The sequence below is a fragment of the Cupriavidus sp. CP313 genome (assembly GCF_054072015.1).
Genome location: NZ_JBSVZB010000027.1, coordinates 37,078 through 56,381, shown reverse-complemented (window position 1 = coordinate 56,381; position 19,304 = coordinate 37,078). Strand labels below are relative to the sequence as shown.

19 protein-coding genes are annotated in these 19,304 nt (G+C 65.9%); 14 read left to right on the top strand and 5 right to left on the bottom strand.

Annotated features, from left to right (window positions below):
- Positions 1-7 precede the first annotated feature (7 nt).
- From frc to ACW4E8_RS29800, 4 genes are all read left to right on the top strand, one after another.
- Positions 8-1,258: a formyl-CoA transferase gene (gene frc, locus ACW4E8_RS29815; protein ID WP_456807796.1), complete on the top strand. Its 1,251-nt coding sequence runs from the start codon at positions 8-10 to the stop codon at positions 1,256-1,258.
- A gap of 154 nt (positions 1,259-1,412) precedes the next feature.
- Positions 1,413-1,850, top strand: a complete 438-nt coding sequence (locus ACW4E8_RS29810) for a PAS domain-containing protein (RefSeq protein WP_456807795.1) — start codon at positions 1,413-1,415, stop codon at positions 1,848-1,850.
- 280 nt (positions 1,851-2,130) lie between these two features.
- Positions 2,131-3,708 carry an AMP-binding protein gene (locus ACW4E8_RS29805; protein ID WP_456807794.1) on the top strand — a complete coding sequence of 526 codons (1,578 nt, stop codon included), beginning with the start codon at positions 2,131-2,133 and terminating at the stop codon, positions 3,706-3,708.
- A gap of 54 nt (positions 3,709-3,762) precedes the next feature.
- A complete protein-coding gene (locus tag ACW4E8_RS29800; RefSeq protein WP_456807850.1) occupies positions 3,763-3,981 on the top strand; it encodes a tripartite tricarboxylate transporter substrate-binding protein in 219 nt (72 codons plus the stop codon).
- Positions 3,982-4,010: 29 nt separating this feature from the next.
- Here the strand turns inward: ACW4E8_RS29800 and ACW4E8_RS29795 are convergent, their stop codons facing one another.
- Positions 4,011-4,598, bottom strand: coding sequence for a TetR/AcrR family transcriptional regulator (locus ACW4E8_RS29795; RefSeq protein WP_456807793.1), 588 nt, complete (start codon positions 4,596-4,598; stop codon positions 4,011-4,013).
- A gap of 271 nt (positions 4,599-4,869) precedes the next feature.
- Between ACW4E8_RS29795 and ACW4E8_RS29790 the strand changes: the two genes are divergently transcribed.
- Together ACW4E8_RS29790 and ACW4E8_RS29785 are read left to right on the top strand one after the other, a co-directional pair.
- Positions 4,870-5,148, top strand: a complete 279-nt coding sequence (locus ACW4E8_RS29790) for a type II toxin-antitoxin system RelE/ParE family toxin (RefSeq protein WP_456807792.1) — start codon at positions 4,870-4,872, stop codon at positions 5,146-5,148.
- 11 nt (positions 5,149-5,159) lie between these two features.
- Positions 5,160-5,477, top strand: a complete 318-nt coding sequence (locus tag ACW4E8_RS29785; protein ID WP_456807791.1) for a HigA family addiction module antitoxin — start codon at positions 5,160-5,162, stop codon at positions 5,475-5,477.
- Between the two features lie 66 nt (positions 5,478-5,543).
- Here ACW4E8_RS29785 and ACW4E8_RS29780 read toward each other — a convergent pair whose 3' ends face one another.
- Both ACW4E8_RS29780 and ACW4E8_RS29775 read right to left on the bottom strand, forming a co-directional pair.
- Positions 5,544-5,849: an HAD family hydrolase gene (locus ACW4E8_RS29780; RefSeq protein ID WP_013953326.1), complete on the bottom strand. Its 306-nt coding sequence runs from the start codon at positions 5,847-5,849 to the stop codon at positions 5,544-5,546.
- Positions 5,850-5,953: 104 nt separating this feature from the next.
- Positions 5,954-6,895 carry a LysR substrate-binding domain-containing protein gene (locus tag ACW4E8_RS29775; protein ID WP_456807790.1) on the bottom strand — a complete coding sequence of 314 codons (942 nt, stop codon included), beginning with the start codon at positions 6,893-6,895 and terminating at the stop codon, positions 5,954-5,956.
- A 320-nt stretch (positions 6,896-7,215) separates the two neighbouring features.
- Between ACW4E8_RS29775 and ACW4E8_RS29770 the strand changes: the two genes are divergently transcribed.
- The 6 genes from ACW4E8_RS29770 to ACW4E8_RS29745 all read left to right on the top strand — a co-directional run bounded on the left by ACW4E8_RS29770 (position 7,216) and on the right by ACW4E8_RS29745 (position 16,401).
- Positions 7,216-8,139 (top strand): LysR family transcriptional regulator, encoded by a 924-nt coding sequence (locus ACW4E8_RS29770; protein ID WP_456807789.1) that lies wholly within the window; start codon positions 7,216-7,218, stop codon positions 8,137-8,139.
- A gap of 147 nt (positions 8,140-8,286) precedes the next feature.
- Positions 8,287-8,505 (top strand): hypothetical protein, encoded by a 219-nt coding sequence (locus tag ACW4E8_RS29765; protein ID WP_456807788.1) that lies wholly within the window; start codon positions 8,287-8,289, stop codon positions 8,503-8,505.
- Between the two features lie 678 nt (positions 8,506-9,183).
- Positions 9,184-10,503, top strand: coding sequence for an oxalate/formate MFS antiporter (gene oxlT / locus ACW4E8_RS29760; protein ID WP_456807787.1), 1,320 nt, complete (start codon positions 9,184-9,186; stop codon positions 10,501-10,503).
- Positions 10,504-10,682: 179 nt separating this feature from the next.
- Positions 10,683-12,392, top strand: coding sequence for an NADH-ubiquinone oxidoreductase-F iron-sulfur binding region domain-containing protein (locus ACW4E8_RS29755; RefSeq protein ID WP_456807786.1), 1,710 nt, complete (start codon positions 10,683-10,685; stop codon positions 12,390-12,392).
- Between the two features lie 9 nt (positions 12,393-12,401).
- On the top strand, positions 12,402-15,215 hold the full coding sequence (gene fdhF, locus ACW4E8_RS29750) for a formate dehydrogenase subunit alpha (protein WP_456807785.1): 2,814 nt from the start codon (positions 12,402-12,404) through the stop codon (positions 15,213-15,215).
- A 169-nt stretch (positions 15,216-15,384) separates the two neighbouring features.
- Positions 15,385-16,401: a zinc-binding alcohol dehydrogenase family protein gene (locus ACW4E8_RS29745; RefSeq protein ID WP_456807784.1), complete on the top strand. Its 1,017-nt coding sequence runs from the start codon at positions 15,385-15,387 to the stop codon at positions 16,399-16,401.
- A gap of 78 nt (positions 16,402-16,479) precedes the next feature.
- On the opposite strand, the gene ACW4E8_RS29740 is transcribed toward ACW4E8_RS29745, so the two are convergent.
- Both ACW4E8_RS29740 and ACW4E8_RS29735 read right to left on the bottom strand, forming a co-directional pair.
- Complete coding sequence (locus ACW4E8_RS29740) at positions 16,480-16,773, bottom strand: GYD domain-containing protein (RefSeq protein WP_013953318.1); 294 nt, start codon at positions 16,771-16,773, stop codon at positions 16,480-16,482.
- 265 nt (positions 16,774-17,038) lie between these two features.
- Positions 17,039-17,560 carry a MarR family winged helix-turn-helix transcriptional regulator gene (locus tag ACW4E8_RS29735; RefSeq protein WP_456807783.1) on the bottom strand — a complete coding sequence of 174 codons (522 nt, stop codon included), beginning with the start codon at positions 17,558-17,560 and terminating at the stop codon, positions 17,039-17,041.
- A gap of 139 nt (positions 17,561-17,699) precedes the next feature.
- Here ACW4E8_RS29735 and badH point away from each other — a divergent pair, with 139 nt between their 5' ends.
- Positions 17,700-18,467, top strand: a complete 768-nt coding sequence (badH, locus tag ACW4E8_RS29730; RefSeq protein WP_456807782.1) for a 2-hydroxycyclohexanecarboxyl-CoA dehydrogenase — start codon at positions 17,700-17,702, stop codon at positions 18,465-18,467.
- Positions 18,468-18,497: 30 nt separating this feature from the next.
- The gene (badI, locus tag ACW4E8_RS29725; RefSeq protein ID WP_456807781.1) at positions 18,498-19,280 is read left to right on the top strand and encodes a 2-ketocyclohexanecarboxyl-CoA hydrolase; all 783 of its coding nucleotides are present in this window, start codon (positions 18,498-18,500) and stop codon (positions 19,278-19,280) included.
- The last annotated feature ends 24 nt before the right edge of the window (positions 19,281-19,304 follow it).

Genomic DNA, 19,304 nt, shown 5'->3' with positions numbered 1-19,304 from the left:
AACGAAAGTGAACCTCCCACTCAACGGCATCAAGATCATCGACTTCACGCACGTCCAGGCCGGTCCCGCCTGCACGCAGCTTCTCGCGTGGTTCGGCGCAGACGTGATCAAGGTCGAGCGCCCCGGTTCCGGCGACGTGACGCGCACCCAGCTGCGCGACATCCCGGATGTCGATGCGCTGTACTTCACCATGCTCAACAGCAACAAGCGCAGCCTGACGCTGGATACCAAGAAGCCGGAAGGCAAGAAGATCCTGGAGCAGCTGATCCGCGAATCGGACGTGCTGGTCGAGAACTTCGGGCCGGGCGCGCTGGACCGCATGGGCTTCTCGTGGGAACGCATCAACGAGCTGAACCCGAAGATGATCGTGGCTTCGGTCAAGGGCTTCAGCGACGGCCACCACTATGAAGACCTGAAGGTCTACGAGAACGTGGCCCAGTGCGCCGGCGGCGCGGCTTCGACCACCGGCTTCTGGGATGGCCCGCCGACGGTGTCCGCCGCGGCGCTGGGCGATTCCAACACCGGCATGCACCTGGCCATCGGCATCCTGACCGCGCTGATCGGCCGCGACAAGACCGGCAAGGGCCAGAAGGTGGCCGTGTCGATGCAGGATGCGGTGCTGAACCTGTGCCGCGTCAAGCTGCGCGACCAGCAGCGCCTGGACCGCCTGGGCTACCTGGAAGAGTACCCGCAGTATCCGCATGGCAGCTTCAGCGACGTGGTGCCGCGCGGCGGCAACGCGGGCGGCGGCGGCCAGCCGGGCTGGGTGCTGAAGTGCAAGGGCTGGGAGACCGATGCCAACGCCTATATCTACTTCACCATCCAGGGCCATGCCTGGGAGCCGATCTGCAAGGCGCTGGGCAAGCCGGAATGGATTTCCGATCCCAACTACGCCACCGCCAAGGCGCGCCAGCCGCATATCTTCGATATCTTCAACACCATCGAAGAATGGCTGGCCGACAAGACCAAGTACGAGGCCGTGGACATCCTGCGCAAGTTCGACATCCCGTGCTCGCCGGTGCTGTCGATGAAGGAAATCGCCGATGATCCGTCGCTGCGCGCCAGCGGCAGCATCACCGAGGTGCCGCACAAGGAGCGCGGCACCTACCTGACGGTGGGCAGCCCGATCAAGTTCTCCGACCTGAAGCCGGAGATCACCGGGTCGCCGCTGCTGGGCGAGCATAGCGATGAAGTGCTGGCCGGCCTGGGCTACGGTGCGGACGACATCAAGCGCCTGCGCGAGTCCCAGGTGATCTGACGCTGCCCGCCGGCACTTGTGCCGGAGCGTACGCCGGGGTCTCGCGCATAGCGGGCTCCGGCGTTTTTGCTTGCAGCGTGGCCATGCGGCACGCTACCTTGATGGCCATGACAGGCCGGCGCCGACCGGCCCTGGTAATAACGAGGGAATCCCCATGACAGACCAGATCGATTACGCGCAACTGGTGTCCGCCATCGGCGACGCCATCATCATCTCCGACGCCAAGGGCGCCATCACGCTATGGAACCCCGCCGCCGAGCGCATGTTCGGCTTTACCCAGGCCGAGGCCATGGGCCAGTCGCTCGACCTGATCATCCCTGAGCGCCTGCGCGGGCGGCACTGGGACGGCTACGACAAGACCATGGCGACCGGCATCACGCGCTACGGCCACGACCTGCTCAAGGTGCCCGCGGTCGACAAGGACGGCAAGTCCATGTCGATCGCCTTCACCGTCGCGCTGCTCAAGGACGCCGGCGGCGCGGTGACCGGCATCGTCGCGGTGGTCCGCGACGAGACCGTGCGCTTCCAGGAGGAGCGGGCGCTGAAGAAGCGGCTGGTGGAGCTGGAAAACCAGGTCAAGGAACAGGCCTGAGGCGCGTGCCTTCTTCGTGATCCCGGGCCAGCCGCTCAGCGCGGCGGCCCGGTGGCCAGGCCCTGGTCCTGGCCGTTTCCTGTTTACGCGGCGGCCCCAGCCGGGGCGGCTGCGCAGGTCTCGTTTGTCCCCCGAGTTTTCCCGAGCAGGTGGCCGGCGTGCGCTTCCAGCGCCGCCTTGGCGTAGCCGATCCTGGTTTTTTCGGTACCAAATGCGTTGACTGAGTACCGAATGCCTCCTACATTGGGAGCCCTGACAAAGACCGATCCGAGGAGACAACATGACCCGTCAAGTTTCGGCCACTGCGGTGGTCCACGGCGGCGCAACGGTGGGCCAGCTCTATGCAGCCGCGCTGCGCGCCCGGCCCGGCGTGCCCGCCATCGTCGGCGACGACACCACGCTGAGCTATGAGGCGCTCGCGCAGCAGTGCGCGCGTATCGCGCGGCTGTTTGCCGCCCGCGGGCTGGCGCGCCAGGATGCCGTGGCCTTCCTGGTGGGCAACCGCGCCGAAGCGGTCGCCGCCATCATCGCCGCGCAGCTGGCCGGGCTGAAGAACGTGTCGCTGCATCCGATGGCATCGGAAGCGGATCACGCCTTCGTGCTGCAGGATGCCGGGGTGCGGGCGCTGGTGGTGGACAACGCCCGCTTCACCGAGCGGGCGCGCGTGCTGGCGGCTGGCGCCGGCCTGCAGGTCTTGCCGCTGGACGATGGCGAGTTCGGGCCTGGCCTGGCCAGTGCGGCTGCTGCGTTCGATGACGCGCCCGTGGTCCCGGGCGACGACCCCACGGAAATCAGCCGGCTGGCCTATACCGGCGGCACCACCGGCCGTTCCAAAGGCATCCTGCATACACACCGGACCACGGTAACGGTGCTGCAGTACATGCTGGCCAGCTACGAATGGCCGGCGCAGATCCGCTACCTGGTGACCACGCCGATCTCGCACGCGTCCGGCAGCCTGTTCCTGCCGACGCTGCTGCGTGGCGGCACCATTTACCTGTGCGACAAGTTCAGCCCCGCCGATTTCCTGCGCCGCGTGACCGAACAACGCATCAACCTGACCTTCCTGGTGCCCACGCAGATCTATGGTCTGCTCGATTGCGACGGGCTGGACGCGGCCGACCTGTCCAGCCTGGAGCTGGTGCTCTACGGCGCGGCGCCGATCGCACCGGTGCGCCTCGCTGACGCGCTGCGCCGCATCGGTCCGGTGTTCGGACAGGTCTACGGCCAGGCTGAAGTGCCGATGTGCATCAGCTACCTGAGCCAGCGCGACCACGAGCCGGACAACCCCGAGCGCCTGCGCTCGTGCGGCAAGGTGATCCCGGGCAACCAGGTCAAGCTGTTGGACCCCGACCTGCGTGAAGTCGCGCCGGGCCAGGTGGGCGAGCTGTGCGTGCGCGGCCCGCTGGTGATGGAGGGCTACCTGAACCGGCCCGAGGAAGACGCCAAGGTCTTTGCCGGCGACTGGCTGCATACCGGCGACATGGCCCGTTGCGACAGCGAGGGCTTCCTGTACATCGTCGACCGCGCCAAGGACATGATCATCAGCGGCGGCTTCAACGTGTACCCGAGCGAGGTGGAGCATTGCCTGGCGCTGCACCCGGCCATCGCCATGTCCGCAGTGATCGGCATCCCCGACGCCAAGTGGGGCGAAGCGGTCACCGCCGTGGTCGTGGCCCGGCCCGGTGCCGCGCTTACCGAGGCCGACGTGATCGGCCACGTAACGCAGCACAAGGGCGTGGTCAATGCGCCCAAGCAGGTGGTGTTCGTGGATGAGCTGCCGCTGACCGCGCTGGGCAAGATCGACCGCAAGGCCATCCGCGGCCGCTACTGGGGCGGCCAGGAGCGGCAGGTGGCCTGAGCGCGCCCACCGCATGCGGAATCGGGCGTCCCCGGTTTCGAGGTCGTGGGATGGATGGCGGCCGGCGTGCCCAAGGGCACGCCGGCGGCGGTGGTGACGCGGCTGAACGAGGTCATCAACCAGGCCCAGAAGAACCCGGACCTGCGCACCACGCTGGATGCCGCGGCGCTGATCCCGGTGGTGGCAGCGCCCGACCAGGCCAGCCGCTTCGTGCAGGATGAATACGTCAAGTGGGGCCGCGTGATCCGCGCCGCCAACATCCCGCCGCAATAGCAGGGCAGGCGCCGCGATCCGGCGCGCGGCTAGGAGGTGCGGGCGCCGGCTTCGGGCCGGCACAGCAGGCCGTTCAGGATGATCTCGTAGAACTCGCTGAAGGCATCGCCCATCTTCAGGCCAGTTTCCTTCAGGAACTGCTGGTTGCGCAGCCGGTGCGCGGCGCCCAGGATCGCTTCGGAAACCAGCCGCGGATTGTGTGGCGCCATCAGCCCTTGCCGCATGCCTGCGTCCAGCAGGCTTTCCAGCCCGCGCACACGCGCCAGCTGGTAGTCGTCGAATACCGCCCGGCCGCTGTCGATCGCATCCAGGTCCGCCAGCGCGGCCTTGCTCAGTCCCGATGTGTGGAGCGCGGCATGCAGGTAGGCGGACACTGCCCGCGCCGCATCGCTTTCTCGGCGCGCCGCGGCAAAGCCTCTTTCCAGGTTGTCAGCGAGCACGTCGCGGCAGATGCCGACGAACAGCGCTTCCTTGGTCGGCGCGATTTCGTACAGGCGCCGCCGCGAGCAGCGCATGCGTCGGGCAATCTCACCGATGGTCAGCGACGACACGCCTTCGGTGCTCAGCAGCCGGATCAGTTCGTGGGCAAATTCTTCGTCGGTGCGTCGGGTTGGCATGAAACGGGTGGCAAGCCGGGCAAGTGCCGGGCACATGAGTGTTGATGCCGAATCTTACGACGACTGCGCCCGCACCGGCATGGCAATGGATCCATGCCGGCCGGCACATCGCCATCTCCTCCAGGCGCGGAATGAGTAATGGCTCAAAAGCAGCCGCCGACAGGGATCCCAATGTGCTTCAGGTGATAGAGTCCGTCCCCGGCAACGCAAGCAAGCTTCTAACGCTTGTATAGCGTATCTATACGCTATACACTCTGCTACCTGGACATCGATGATCAAGAGTTTCGCCCATGCGGGCCTCAGACGCTTCTTCGAGACTGGCTCCAAGGCGGGAATCCAGCCGCATCACGCGCAGAGATTGCGTAACCAGCTCGGTGCGCTGGATCACGCCACGAGACCCCAGGACATGGGGGTGCCAGGTTGGAAGCTGCATCAACTGGGCGGCGACATGTCCGGCCACTGGTCCGTCAGCGTCAATGGCAACTGGCGGCTGACATTCATGTTCGACGGCATCGACGTCATCGTCGTCGATTACCAGGACTACCACTGAAGGACCTCATCATGACGCGCATGCACAACCCGCCGCACCCCGGCGCGGTGCTGGCCGATTGGCTCGATGGCATGGACGATATGACCATCACGGCGTTCGCCGCGCACATCGGCGTGACGCGCGCAACGCTCTCGCGCATCCTGAATGGTCATTCGTCGATCACGCCGGACATCGCCATTCGCCTGGAAGAAGCCCTGGGCGCGAGCCGCGAGATGTGGAGCGGCATGCAGATGGCATACGACCTCTGGGTCGCGGCGCAAAGGCCACGCAAGCGCATCAAGCGGCTGCCCCGCCCGGCAGTCAAGGCAGAGGAGGCGGACCTCGCCTGAGGGACATGCGGGCCAGGCAAAAAAGGCGAGGCCGCTCGCGCGCCTCGCCGTGAGCCGACCGGCCCCTCAGTTGAGATGACCGACCGCGCGCAGATATTCGTTCTTCTTCTCGAAGATCAGCGCGCTCAGAAAGGCGGCGTCATAGGCGGCCAGCAGGTGCGCGTGGTGTTCTTCGATATAGCGGGCCACGCGCGCCTTCTCGCATTCGATGCCGCACAGCCATTCATACATCTCGGCGTCCCAGCGGAAGCGCAGGCCCAGCTCGATGAATGCGGCGTTGTAGGCGGCGAGCTGGGTGTCGCGCGGAATAGGTTGGTTATCGGTGCCGACCGTGACGGCAGCTTGGCGGCTTTCCTGCTGGACTTGGTTCATGCTCGTCTCCTGAGATGCGCTGTAGCGGTTGGGTTGAGACAAGCATAGGGACCCTCGATGATTTACGATAATTAAAGTTTCATAGTAAAACCATAATCAATCGTTTATGCATTCTGGCTGATCAAACCTTCCACGCCGGTGATGCGCTGGATCAGCCCCGCGCCGTCCTCCATCAGGAACTGCTTGAACGCCAGCGCCACCGGCGGCAGCCGCTTGTTCTTGCGGTGCACCACGTACCAGTTGAGCATGACCGGGAAGCCCTCGATGTCCAGCACCGCGAGCTTGCCGGCCTGCAGTTCCAGGCCGACCGTGTGCGCTGACAGGAAGGCGATGCCCATGTTGGCGATCACGGCCTGCTTGATGGTCTCCGTGCTTTTGATCTCCATCGCGATGCGCATATTGGACAGCTTTCCAGCAAAGCCTTCCTGCATCGAATTCCAGGTATCCGAGCCTTTCTCGCGTGAAACGAAGGCTTCATCCGTCAGCGCCGCCAACGGGATATTGCGCTGGCCGACCAGTGGGTGGGTGGGCGCAGCCACGATGACATAGGGGTGCGGGGCGAAGGCCTCGTTGATGGTGTCCATGCCTTCGGGCGGGCGCACCATCACCGCCAGGTCGGTCAGGTTGCCGGCCAGCTGGTGCAGCAATTCCTCGCGGTTATGCACGGCAAGGTTCAGCGTCACGCCTTCATGGCGGTTCATGAACTCGGCCAGCAGGCGCGGAAAGAAATAGTCGCCGGCGCTGATGACTGCCACGTTGAGCCGGCCGCCGGAGATGCCCTTGAGCTGGGACATGGCGTCTTCGGCCTCGCGGAATTGCTGGATGATGCTGCGGCTGTAATGCAGCATCTCATGGCCCGCCGGGGTCAGGTAGATCTTCTTGCCCAACTGCTCGAACAGGGGCAGCCCCACGTGGTGCTCCAGCTGCCGTACCTGGGTCGATACCGCGGGCTGCGTCAGGTGCAGTTCCTCGGCAGCGCGTGAAAAGCTCATATGGCGGGCAACGGTCTCAAAGACCTTCAGTTGCCGCAGTGTGGCGTTCCTCATCCTCGTCCCGTGCAATATATAAACGATTGGCTATATAAACGATAAAAAACTTTATGCAGTGCTGATCTTAGATTCAAGTAGCATCAATCGTCGGATTTGCATGCCCCGCCCCGAATCCGGCTCTCCGGCTTGCGCCAGGAGCCCGCCAATGGCCACAAGCATGGCCGATAACAACGATGGCTGCCTACAGCCACGACAAAAAAACACAAGGAGACTACCGTGACCGGACTGAACGCAACGGTGCGTGCAACGCGACACCCCGCCATGCCTGAAGACAGGCTCCGTCTCAGCCACGCCGGTGCCGGGCAGGGGGGCAGGTCATGAATATCTCGCTCCCCCAACTGAAGGCCTTCGCCGCAGTGGCGCGGCACAAGAGCTTTACGCGTGCCTCTGTTGAGCTGGGCCTGACGCAATCCGCGGTCAGCCGCAGCGTGCGTGAGCTGGAAGATGAGATCGACCAGCGCCTGTTCGACCGTACCACGCGCCAGGTGGAACTGACCGATGCCGGCCAGCACCTGTCGCAGCGCATCTGCCACCTGATCGAAGAGGTGGAGCAGACCCTGCGCGACAGCCAGAGCGCCAGCCGTCCGTGCCAGGGCCTGGTGCAGATCGCTTCGGATCCAGTGCTCAGCTCGATGTCGGTGCCGACGTGGCTGGCCGGCTGCCGGCAAGCGTGGCCGGCGATTGCCATCCACCTGAAGGACCGCTCGCAGGAGTCGGTGCTGCAGAGCGTGCGCAGCGGCGAGGTGGACTTCGGCATTGCCACCGATCCGCAGCCAAGCGATGACCTCTATTGTGAACCGCTGTGCGTCGATGCCTATCACGCCGTCCTGCCCGCCCAGCATCCGCTGGCCATGCGCGACGCGGTAGGGTGGGGCGACCTGAGCGATGCCCGCGTGCTGGCTCTGGACCAGCAGTGCGGCATGCAGCCCGCGGTGGAGAAGGCGCTCAGCAGCTATCACGTGCGCGCGGGCTCGCTGCAGTTGCTCGGCCACTTTGCGGCGGTGTTCGGCATGGTGGCGCTGGGCCTTGGGATCGGCGTGGTGCCGTCGCGTGCCCAGGTTGGCGGCATGAATCCGGCGGCGGTGATGCGGCCGCTGCGTCCGCAGGTGACTTCCACGGTGATGCTGGTTCGGCGCAAGAGCCGTTCGCTCAAGCCCAATGCCGCGGCAATCTGGGATGCCTTGCGTGGCCAGGAGTATCAGGAGCCGCCGGTGGCGCGTCGCGAAACGGCCACGGTGTGAGGCCGTCGGCTCATCTGGGGACATTGGGGCGGCATCCGTTGTACTAGTGCAAAACTTCTACTGATATATTACATACAGGATATTTACACATAGTGCAGCGCAGCATATAATGAAAACTCCTGATCACAACGCTATTGGAGTTTTCAAATGGAAGTCGCTCTTCTCTTCGCTCTTGGCCTGGGCCTGATTGCTGTCGGTGTCGGCGTGACCACGCTGCTGGCCACGCGCCTGCCGATGGACGTGCTGGTGACCGCGCAGGAGCACGGTCGCTTCGCCGGCCTGGGCTCGAACCAGGAAAGCGATGGCGTGGGCCGTGCCAGCCCGTCGCGCATCGTGCCCGCTGCCGGTGAACTGGCCTACGCGTAATGCGCGCAGGCGCCATGTGCCTTTCGCGCTGAACAGCGCATCTGGCAAGGGTTGTAGCGGCCGGCATCCCTTGTGGCAGTACCTCGGTTGGTTCCTGATCTGCGGCATTCGCCGCGAGCCAGGGCAGGGTTCTGCACGAACCTGCGGCCGCCACCATCTTCCTCCCGATCGCTGCCAGCGATCGCCTCGCGCAACCCTTGCTTGCGCAGCCTGTCCCGATCCGGCAGCTCCCTGTTGTGCCTGCAACGCCTCCTCCTGCGTCGTTCCCAAGGCCATACAAACGTCGCCAGACATTAATGTATGCATCTAGGGACTTTCCCCAACTCATCGTTTTCCCGGTTTTTCCCAAGCGCGATCCCCGGCATTCTTGCGGGTGCCAACAGTCGGCCGATTGATGCGCCGGCGCATGGCAACTGCTTGATTTCCAATGACTCCGGCTGCTATCGGACCGGCCATTGATGCAGTGTGCGCACCAGTCGCACTGCAGCAACGGCCAGCCAGGCGTCGCCCATCGCGGTCCCATGCTGCAGGGCCGCGACGAATACGCTTGACTTACCTGATATATCACATACTGTATAGCGCTAGAACGGCTCAGCTGTTCTTTGACTGAGAGTTACGCAGAGGCGTCTACAGGCGCCCATCTTCCACCTTGGCGGCAAGCCGCTATAAGGAGACATCATGGAATTGCAGCAGAGGGAGTCCACGTCGCGCTTTGCGTCGCCGTGGGTGCAACTGGCATTCGGCGTGATCTGCATGGCGATGATCGCCAACATGCAATACGGCTGGACGCTGTTCGTCAATCCGATCGACGACAAGTACCACTGGGGCCGCACCGCGATCCAGGTGGCCTTCACCATCTTCGTCGTGACGGAAACCTGGCTGGTCCCGATTGAAGGCTACCTGGTCGACAAGTACGGCCCGCGCCCGGTAGTGGTGGGCGGCGGCCTGCTGTGCGCGATTGCGTGGGCCCTGAACTCGGTCGCGTCCTCGCTGCCGATGCTGTACTTCGCCGCGGCCATTGGCGGTATCGGTGCCGGCGCCGTGTATGGCACCTGCGTGGGCAACGCGCTCAAGTGGTTCCCGAATCGCCGGGGGCTGGCGGCGGGGATTACCGCGGCGGGCTTCGGCGCTGGCTCTGCGATGACGGTGGTGCCCATCGCCAACATGATCAAGTCCTCGGGCTATGAAGCCACGTTCCTGTGGTTCGGTCTCGGCCAGGGCCTGATCGTGTTCCTGCTGGGCATGGCTCTGTACCCGCCGTCGGCCAAGATCCTGAGCGAGGTCAAGTCGACCCTGAAGGCTGCCGCGACCTACAACGCCACGCCGCGCCAGGTGCTGAAGTCGCCGATCTTCTGGATCATGTACGCGATGTTCGTGATGATGGCGGCTGGCGGCCTGATGGCCACCGCGCAGCTCGGCCCGATCGCCAAGGACTTCGGCCTGCATGACTCGCCGGTCTCGATCCTGGGCCTGACGTTGCCGGCGCTGACCTTCGCGCTGACCATCGACCGCGTGCTCAACGGCCTGACGCGACCGTTCTTCGGCTGGATTTCCGATCACATCGGCCGTGAGCGCACCATGTTCTTTGCCTTTGCGGTGGAGGCCGTGGGCATCCTGCTGCTGTCCAGGTACGGCCACAACCCGATTGCCTTCGTGGTGCTGACGGGCGTGGTGTTCTTTGCCTGGGGTGAGATCTACAGCCTGTTCCCGGCCACCTGCGGCGACACCTTCGGGCCGAAGTTTGCTGCCACCAACGCGGGCCTGCTGTACACCGCCAAGGGTACGGCGGCGTTGCTGGTACCGTTCTCCAGCGTGATCACGGCCGCCACCGGCGACTGGCACGCGGTGTTCATGCTGGCCTCCGGCATGGCGGCGCTGTCGGCGATCCTGGCGCTGTTCGTGCTCAAGCCGATGCGCGAAGCCCATGCCCGCAAGTATGTGCATGCCAATACCTCGGCACCGATGGGCTACCGTGCCGTGCCGGAAGACCTGACCTGATGAAGAAAGCAGTACGGCGCCCCGGCGCCGGCAGGATCCGGGTGTGGCGGCTGCGATGCCTGCACAGGCGCCGCGCCCGGTAGCACAATACGACAACTACAAAGCGCGACAGGAGGGCGTCCCGCCGGGCGCCTTCCTGATTGCACATCGGATCCCCACAAACAGAATCCAGGCACGCCATGAACCAGGTTGTCATTCCACTCGAGGCGACGGGGCTCGGCCGGCAGCGCAAGCGCCGCCAGCCCAAGGGCAGGCAGGTAGACGCGGCCGCGCTGGCTGAAGTGCGCGTGGCGCTGGGCGACATGCCCCGCCGGCGCGACCTGCTTATCGAACACCTGCACTGCATCAACGACCGCTACGGCCAGCTGGCGATGCCGCACCTGGTGGCGCTGGCCAGCGAGCTGCGGCTGTCGATGACCGAGGTCTATGAAGTTGCCACCTTCTACCACCACTTCGACGTGGTGCGCGAGGACGCCGACGGCCAGATCGCGCCGCCGCCGGCGCTGACCGTGCGCGTATGCGAAGGCATTGCCTGCGAGCTGGCGGGCGCGCAGGCGCTGATCGACAAGCTGCCTGCGCTGCTCGGCACTGAAGTGCGCGTGGTGGCCGCGCCCTGCATCGGCCGCTGCGAGAAGGCGCCCGCGGCGCTGGTCGGGCAGAATCCGGTCGACGCTGCCACGGCCGAGGCCATCGACGCCGCCGTGCAGGCAAAGGCCGTGCGCCATGCGCCCGAGCCCTATATCGGCTACGACGCTTACCAGAAGGACGGCGGCTATGGCTTGCTGAAGTCCCTCGCCAGCGGCGACCTGGACCCGGCCGCCGTGCTGTGCACGATGGAGGACTCCGGCCTGCGCGGCCTGGGCGGCGCAGGCTTCCCGACCGGGCGCAAGTGGCGCATCGTGCAGAACGAGCCCGCGCCCCGGCTGATGGCCATCAACATCGACGAGGGCGAGCCCGGCACCTTCAAGGACCGCGTCTACCTGGAACGCGATCCGCACCGTTTCCTGGAAGGCATGCTGATCGCGGCGACGGTGGTCAACGTGTCAGCGATCTATATCTACCTGCGCGACGAATATGCCGGTTGCCGCGCGCTGCTGGCGGAAGAACTGCGGCGGCTGCAGCAAGACCCGCCAATCCCCGGCTTGCCGACGATCGAACTGCGCCGCGGCGCGGGCGCCTATATCTGCGGCGAAGAGTCGGCCATGATCGAGTCGATCGAAGGCAAGCGCGGCATGCCGCGGCTGCGCCCGCCGTACGTGGCGCAGGTGGGCCTGTTCGGCCGCCCGACGCTGGAGCACAACTTCGAAACCCTGTACTGGGTGCGCGACATCATCGAGAAGGGCGCCGAGTGGTTTGCCTCGCAGGGGCGCAATGGCCGCAAGGGACTGCGTTCGTTCTCGGTCTCCGGCCGGGTGAAACGGCCCGGCGTACATTTGGCGCCGGCCGGCATTACCGTGCGCGAACTGATCGACGAATACTGCGGAGGCATGCTCGATGGCCACGAGTTCTACGGTTACCTGCCGGGAGGCGCCTCGGGCGGCATCCTGCCAGCATCGATGGGCAATATCCCGCTGGATTTCGACACGCTGCAGCCCTACGGCTGCTTTATCGGCTCGGCCGCGGTGGTTATCCTGTCCGACCAGGACAGCGCCACGCAGGCAGCGCGCAACCTGATGCACTTTTTCAAGCACGAGTCCTGCGGGCAATGCACACCGTGCCGCACCGGCACCGCCAAGGCGCTCGACCTGATCCGCCAGCCGAAGTGGGACCTGCCGGCGCTGGATGACCTGTCCGCGGTGATGCGCGATGCATCGATCTGCGGGCTGGGGCAAGCCGCGCCCAATCCGGTCGACTGCGTCATCAAGTACTTCCCGCACGAACTGGCCTGAGAGACTGACATGAACGCACTGACCCGCGCCGAACGCGCGCTTGTCGAATCCGCCGAGCCAGCCGTCACCTTCACGCTCAACGGCCGCGAAGTGAGCGCGCAGCCCGGCGAGAGCCTGCTGAAGGTAGCCCAGCGCGAAGGCTTTGACGTCCCGCACCTGTGCTACAAGGACGGCCTTGAGCCGGCTGGCAACTGCCGCGCCTGCATGGTCGAAATCAAGGGCGAGCGCGTGCTGGCCCCGTCGTGCTGCCGTTTTCCCGCGGAAGGGATGCAGGTACTGACCGAGTCCGAGCGCGCCCTGCGTGCGCAGCGCACCGTGCTGGAGCTCCTGCAGTCGGACATGCCGGAAACCGACTACACCCGCAACAACGAGCTTGACCAATGGGCCGCGAAGCTGGAGGTCGGCAAGCCCCGCTTTGCCCCGCGCGAACGCGTGGCGGCGGATTTGTCGCACCCGGCCATCGCCGTCAACCTGGATGCCTGCATCCAGTGCACGCGCTGCCTGCGCGCCTGCCGCGACGAGCAGGTCAACGACGTGATCGGCCTGGCGCTGCGCGGCGACGAAGCCCGCATCGTATTCGACATGGACGACCCGATGGGCGCGTCGACCTGCGTGGCCTGCGGTGAGTGCGTGCAGGCCTGCCCGACCGGCGCGCTGATGCCCGCGCGCGACGCCGCGCTGGCGGTGCCGGACAAGCAGGTGGACTCGGTCTGCCCGTACTGCGGCGTGGGCTGCCAGCTGACCTACAACATCAAGGACAACCGCATCCTGTTCGTGGAAGGGCGCGATGGCCCGGCCAACCACGAGCGGCTGTGCGTGAAAGGCCGCTACGGCTTTGACTACGTGCAGCATCCGCAGCGCCTGACGGTGCCGCTGGTGCGCCGCGAAGGCGTGCCCAAGCAGGGCGATTTCGTCATGGATCCGGACCACGTGATGGACGTGTTCCGCGAGGCCACCTGGGAAGAGGCGCTGGCGCTGGCCGGCGGCAAGCTCGCGCAGATCCGCGACACCCACGGCAAGCGCGCGCTGGCAGGGTTTGGCTCGGCCAAGGGCAGCAATGAAGAGGCCTACCTGTTCCAGAAGCTGGTGCGCACCGGCTTTGGCAGCAACAACGTCGACCACTGCACGCGGCTGTGCCATGCCTCGTCGGTGGCGGCGCTGCTGGAAGGCATCGGCTCGGGTGCGGTATCGAACCCGGTGATGGATGTCGACAAGGCCGAGGTGGTGATCGTGATCGGCGCCAACCCGACCGTGAACCACCCGGTCGCGGCCAGCTGGATCAAGAATGCGGTGAAGAACGGCACCAAGCTGATCGTCGCCGATCCGCGCCGCTCGGACCTGGCGCGCTTTGCCCATCGCTTCATGCAGTTCAAGCCCGATGCCGACGTGGCGCTGCTCAACGCGATGATGCATGTCATCGTCGCCGAGGGCCTGGTGGACCAGGACTTCATCGACAGCCGCACCATCGGCTTTGACGAGCTGCAGCGCAATGTCGCGGCGTACAGCCCGGAACTGATGGCGCCGGTGTGCGGTATCGAGGCCGAGGTCATCCGCGAGGTGGCGCGGCTCTATGCCACGTCCAAGGCCTCGATGATCCTGTGGGGCATGGGCGTGTCGCAGCACGTGCACGGCACCGACAACGCGCGCTGCCTGATCGCGCTGGCGCTGATGACCGGCCAGATCGGCCGCCCCGGCACCGGCCTGCATCCGCTGCGCGGCCAGAACAACGTGCAGGGCGCGTCCGACGCCGGCCTGATCCCGATGATGTATCCGGACTACCGCCGCGTGGACGATCCGTTAGCGATTGCCAGCTTCGAGGCGCTGTGGGGCATGCCGCTGGACCGCCAGCCCGGCCTGACCGTGGTCGAGGTGATGCAGGCGATCGAGCGCGGCGAGGTGCGCGGCATGTACATCATGGGCGAGAACCCCGCGATGTCCGATCCCGACGCCGAGCACGCGCGCGAGGCGCTGGCCTCGCTCGACCACCTGGTGGTGCAGGACATCTTCCTGACCGAGACCGCCTACCTGGCCGACGTGGTGCTGCCGGCCTCGGCCTTCCCGGAGAAGACCGGCACCTTCACCAACACCGACCGCACCGTTCAGCTCGGCCGCCAGGCGCTGAACCCGCCGGGGCAGGCGCGCCAGGACCTGTGGATCATCCAGCAGATGGCGGCGCAGCTGGGGCTGGACTGGCACTACGACGGCGTGGCCGAGGTCTTCGACGAGATGCGCCAGGCCATGCCCAGCATCGGCGGCGTGACCTGGGAGCGGCTGGAGCGCGAACACGCCGTGACTTATCCGTGCAAGGAAGAGGGCGACCCGGGCGAACCGGTGATCTTTATCGACAGCTTCCCGACCGCCACCGGCCGTGGGCGCTTCGTGCCGGCAGATATCATCCCGGCAGCCGAGCGGCCCGATGCCGACTACCCGATGGTGCTGATCACCGGCCGCCAGCTCGAGCACTGGCACACCGGCAGCATGACGCGGCGCGCCGGCGTGCTGGATGCGATCGAGCCGGACCCGGTGGCGCTGGTGCACCCACTGGACCTGGACGCGCTGGGCGGCAAGCCGGGCGACGTGGTCACGCTGGCATCGCGCCGCGGCGAAGTCACGCTGTACGCGCGGGCCGACGCCGGCACGCCGCGCGGGGCTGTGTTCGTGCCGTTCTGCTATTACGAGGCGGCGATCAACAAGCTGACCAACGCGGCGCTGGACCCCTTCGGCAAGATCCCGGAGTTCAAGTACTGCGCGGTGAAGATGGCGCTGGGCGGCGAGGCGCCGGAGCAGTCGAGCTACGGCGGCGGGCAGATCCTGGCGGTGTAGGGCCAACGGCAAGCCCTGACGGGGCCGTCTGCGCGGGTAGCGCAGACGGCCCTTTTTGTTGGGTGATTATCCGGAGTTTCGGGAAATTGATTGTTGTAGTTTCCAGCTAATCAAATCAATCGTGACGGGCTACGCTTCAGTTCATTCCCTACACAACCCGGAGCCCGCCATGAAAGCCATCGGCCTGACCCAGTACCTGCCCATCTCCGACCCGCGTTCGCTGCAGGACGTGGAGATTGACATGCCCGGCCCCGGCGGCCGCGACCTGCTGGTGAAGGTTGAGGCCGTCTCGGTCAACCCGGTCGACACCAAGGTCCGCGCGCCCAAGGCGCAGGTAGAGCCCACGCCGCGCGTGCTGGGCTGGGACGCGGCCGGCACGGTGGCCGCGGTGGGGCCGGAGGTGACCCTGTTCAAGGTCGGCGACCCGGTCTACTACGCGGGCAGCATCACGCGGTCCGGTTCCAACGCCGAATTCCATCTGGCCGATGAGCGCATCGTCGGCCACAAGCCTGCTTCGCTCGACTTCGCCAACGCGGCGGCGCTGCCGCTGACGGCGATCACCGCCTGGGAGGCTCTGTTCGACCGGCTGGGCATTTCGCCCAAGGGGGATCACGCCGGCCGCTCGGTGCTGATCATCGGCGGCGCGGGCGGCGTGGGCTCGATCGGCATCCAGTTGGCCAAGGTGCTGGCCGGGCTGACCGTGATCGCCACTGCGTCGCGGCCCGAGTCGCAGGAATGGTGCCGCCGCCTTGGCGCCGACCATACGGTTGACCATCGTGGCGACCTGCCGGCGCAGCTGAAGGCGCTTGGATTTGCCGAGGTCGACTACATCCTCTGCTTCAACGATATCGACGGCCATTTCCCGGCGATGACCGAACTGGTCGCCCCGCAGGGCAAGATCTGCACCATTGTCTCGAATGCGCGGCCGCTGCCGGTGGAGTTGCTCAAGAACAAGAGCGCCACCTTCGTCTGGGAATTCATGTTCACGCGCGCCATGTTCAGCACGCCCGACATGGTCGCGCAGCATCGTCTGCTTAACGAGGTCGCGCGGCTGGTCGATGCCGGCCGCCTGCAGACCACGCTGGGCGAGAACCTGGGGCGCATCAACGCGGAGAACCTGCGGCGCGCGCACGCCATGCTGGAAGGCGGGCGGACCATCGGCAAGCTGGTGCTGGAAGGGTTCTGAGCCTGCGCGCTGCGCCCGGCAAACAACAACGCCCGCCGGGATGGCCCCGGCGGGCGTTGTGCGTTTCTGGGGCAGAGGTCAGCCCATCTTGCCGAGAATGCCCTGCATCTCGTCGCTATTGAAGGCGCGCAGGGTTTGGGTGCGCACGTTGCCGGCCGCGCCGATGGTCAGCCCGAAGCTGGTCATGGTCTCGTCGTCGGGCGCTTCGACGGTGAGCACGATGTCGTATTCGCCCAGCGTCCAGTAGATGTCTTTCATCTGCACGCCCAGGCGCGCCCCCATCTCGCGCACGGCGGCGGCGCGCTTGGTGGTGTCCTTGACGGTGCGGATGCCCTGGTCGGTGAAGCTGGCTAGCACGATGTAGCGGGTCATGGCGGGACCTCCGGTTATGGTTGGATCGGTCGCCGTCCCGGCGGTGTGCACGGCGGCAAGTGGCCGGGGCAGTGGTTCAGGGCTTCGGGGCGTGGCGAGGCGCGAATGGCATGGCGCCTCGCCGTTGATGCTCGCGATGTCTGAGCAACTTCATGCCAACGCATATTGCGCGCCAGTCGGCGCGGCAGGCCAGGATGCGGACCGCGGGCGCGCGCTCGGCTGTTCCGGCCGGCCGGTTTGTTTCAGTTGCGATACTTCGTGCGGCTCAGTCCTGTGGACTGCCACCGTCCGCGCTGTCGGGCGTGTCGAGTGCGCGCATGTTGTCCAGCAACTTGAGCAGGTAATGCAACGTGTGCGTCAGGTCATTGGTAGAAAAACCCGTCAGCGCCTGCTCGTAATAAGCCCGGATCTTCGGCTGCGCCTGGTGCAGCCAGACCTCCCGTCCCGGCTCGCTCATCCGTATCAGCCGTGAGCGGCGGTCGCGGCCGTCCGGGGCCAGCGTGACGTGGCCGTCGCGTTCCATCCGGCTGACCAGTCCTGACAGGTTCTGCCGGCTCACCATCAGGTAGCGGGCCAGGTCGCCCACGCTCATGCCATCGGCGGCTTCCGGGCGCGACAACGCGCCGAGCACGGCCCACTGCTGCGTCGTCAGGCCTTCTGCCTCGACGGCTCGTGATCCCGTTTTATGCAACATATTTGCGCATTGATACAAGCGGAAGAAAAGCCGGTTGGCCAGTTCCATGCGCGCGTTTGTCGGGAATTCTGCTCCTGCTTCCGGGTTAACCATAGTCTTTTCCACAGTGTTGACGTCTTGCGCAGGCAACGACGGCCCCCTATTATAGGTAAACATATTTACCTAATTGGCGGTGCGATGTGACGGCGTCCTGGCCGGCACGATAGCACCGGAATCCTGAAAGGAGAACGCTGTGCAAGGACTTGAAGACAAGACCGTCATCGTGACCGGTGGTGGCGGAGGTATCGGCGGCGCAACCTGTTTGCGCTTTGCGCGCGCCGGGGCGGCGGTGGGCGTGCTCGACCTGAACCCGGAAGCGGCCGAGCGCATCGCCGGCCAGATCCGCGAGGCTGGCGGGCGCGCGCTGGCGCTTCGCTGCGACATCACCGAGCGCGCCAGCGTGGATGCCGCGGTGGCGGCAGTGGAGCAGGGCCTGGGACCGGTGGACGTGCTGGTCAACAACGCCGGCTGGGATGTATTCAAGCCGTTCATCAAGACCGAGCCGGCGCAATGGGAGCGGCTGATTGCCATCAACCTGACAGGCGCGCTGCACATGCACCACGCGGTGCTGCCGGGCATGGTCGAGCGCCGGCGCGGGCGCATCGTCAACATTGCCTCGGACGCGGCGCGCGTGGGTTCGTCCGGCGAGGCGGTCTATGCCGCGTGCAAGGGCGGGCTGGTGTCGTTCTCCAAGACGATTGCCCGCGAACACGCTCGCCACGGCATCACCGTCAACGTGGTGTGCCCGGGGCCGACCGAGACCGCGCTGTTCGAAGACTACAAGCAGGGCGCGGGCAACCCCGAGAAGCTGGTCGAGGCCTTTACCCGCTCGATCCCGCTGGGCCGTATCGGCCAGCCGGACGACCTGCCCGGCGCGGTGCTGTTCTTTGCCAGCGACGACGCCGGCTTTGTCACCGGCCAGGTGCTGAGCGTGTCGGGCGGCCTGACCATGAACGGCTGAGCAAGCAAACACCAGAAAATGGAGACCACCATGCAATACGAAGACATCCTGTACGAAGTGCGCAACGGCGCCGCCTGGATCACCATCAACCGCCCGGAGAAGATGAACGCCTTCCGCGGCCGCACGTGCGACGAGCTGATCCACGCCATCAATCGCGCCGGCTACGGCCGCGAGATCGGCGCCATCGTGCTGGCAGGCGCCGGCGACAAGGCGTTCTGCACCGGCGGCGACCAGTCCGCGCATGAAGGGCAGTACGACGGGCGCGGCACCATCGGCCTGCCGATGGAAGAACTGCACAACGCCATCCGCGACGTGCCCAAGCCGGTGATCGCGCGCGTGCAGGGCTATGCCATCGGCGGCGGCAACGTGCTGTGCACGATCTGCGATTTCACCATCGCCTCTGAAAAGGCCGTGTTCGGGCAGGTAGGGCCAAAGGTGGGCTCGGTCGACCCGGGCTATGGCACTGCCTTCCTGGCGCGCGTGGTCGGTGAAAAAAAGGCGCGCGAGATCTGGTACCTGTGCCGCCGCTACCCGGCCGCCGAGGCGCTGGCGATGGGGCTGGTGAACGCGGTGGTGCCGCACGACCAGCTCGACGCCGAAGTGCAGAAGTGGTGCGACGAGATCCTGGACAAGAGCCCGACCGCCATCGCCATCGCCAAGCGCTCGTTCAACATGGACACCGCGCACCAGGGCGGCATCGCCGGCATGGGCATGTACGCGCTCAAGCTCTACTACGACACCGAGGAATCGCGCGAGGGCGTGAAGGCCTTCCAGGAAAAGCGCAAGCCCGACTTCCGCAAGTACGCCAGATAAGCGCTGGCATCCGACCAAGCGGAG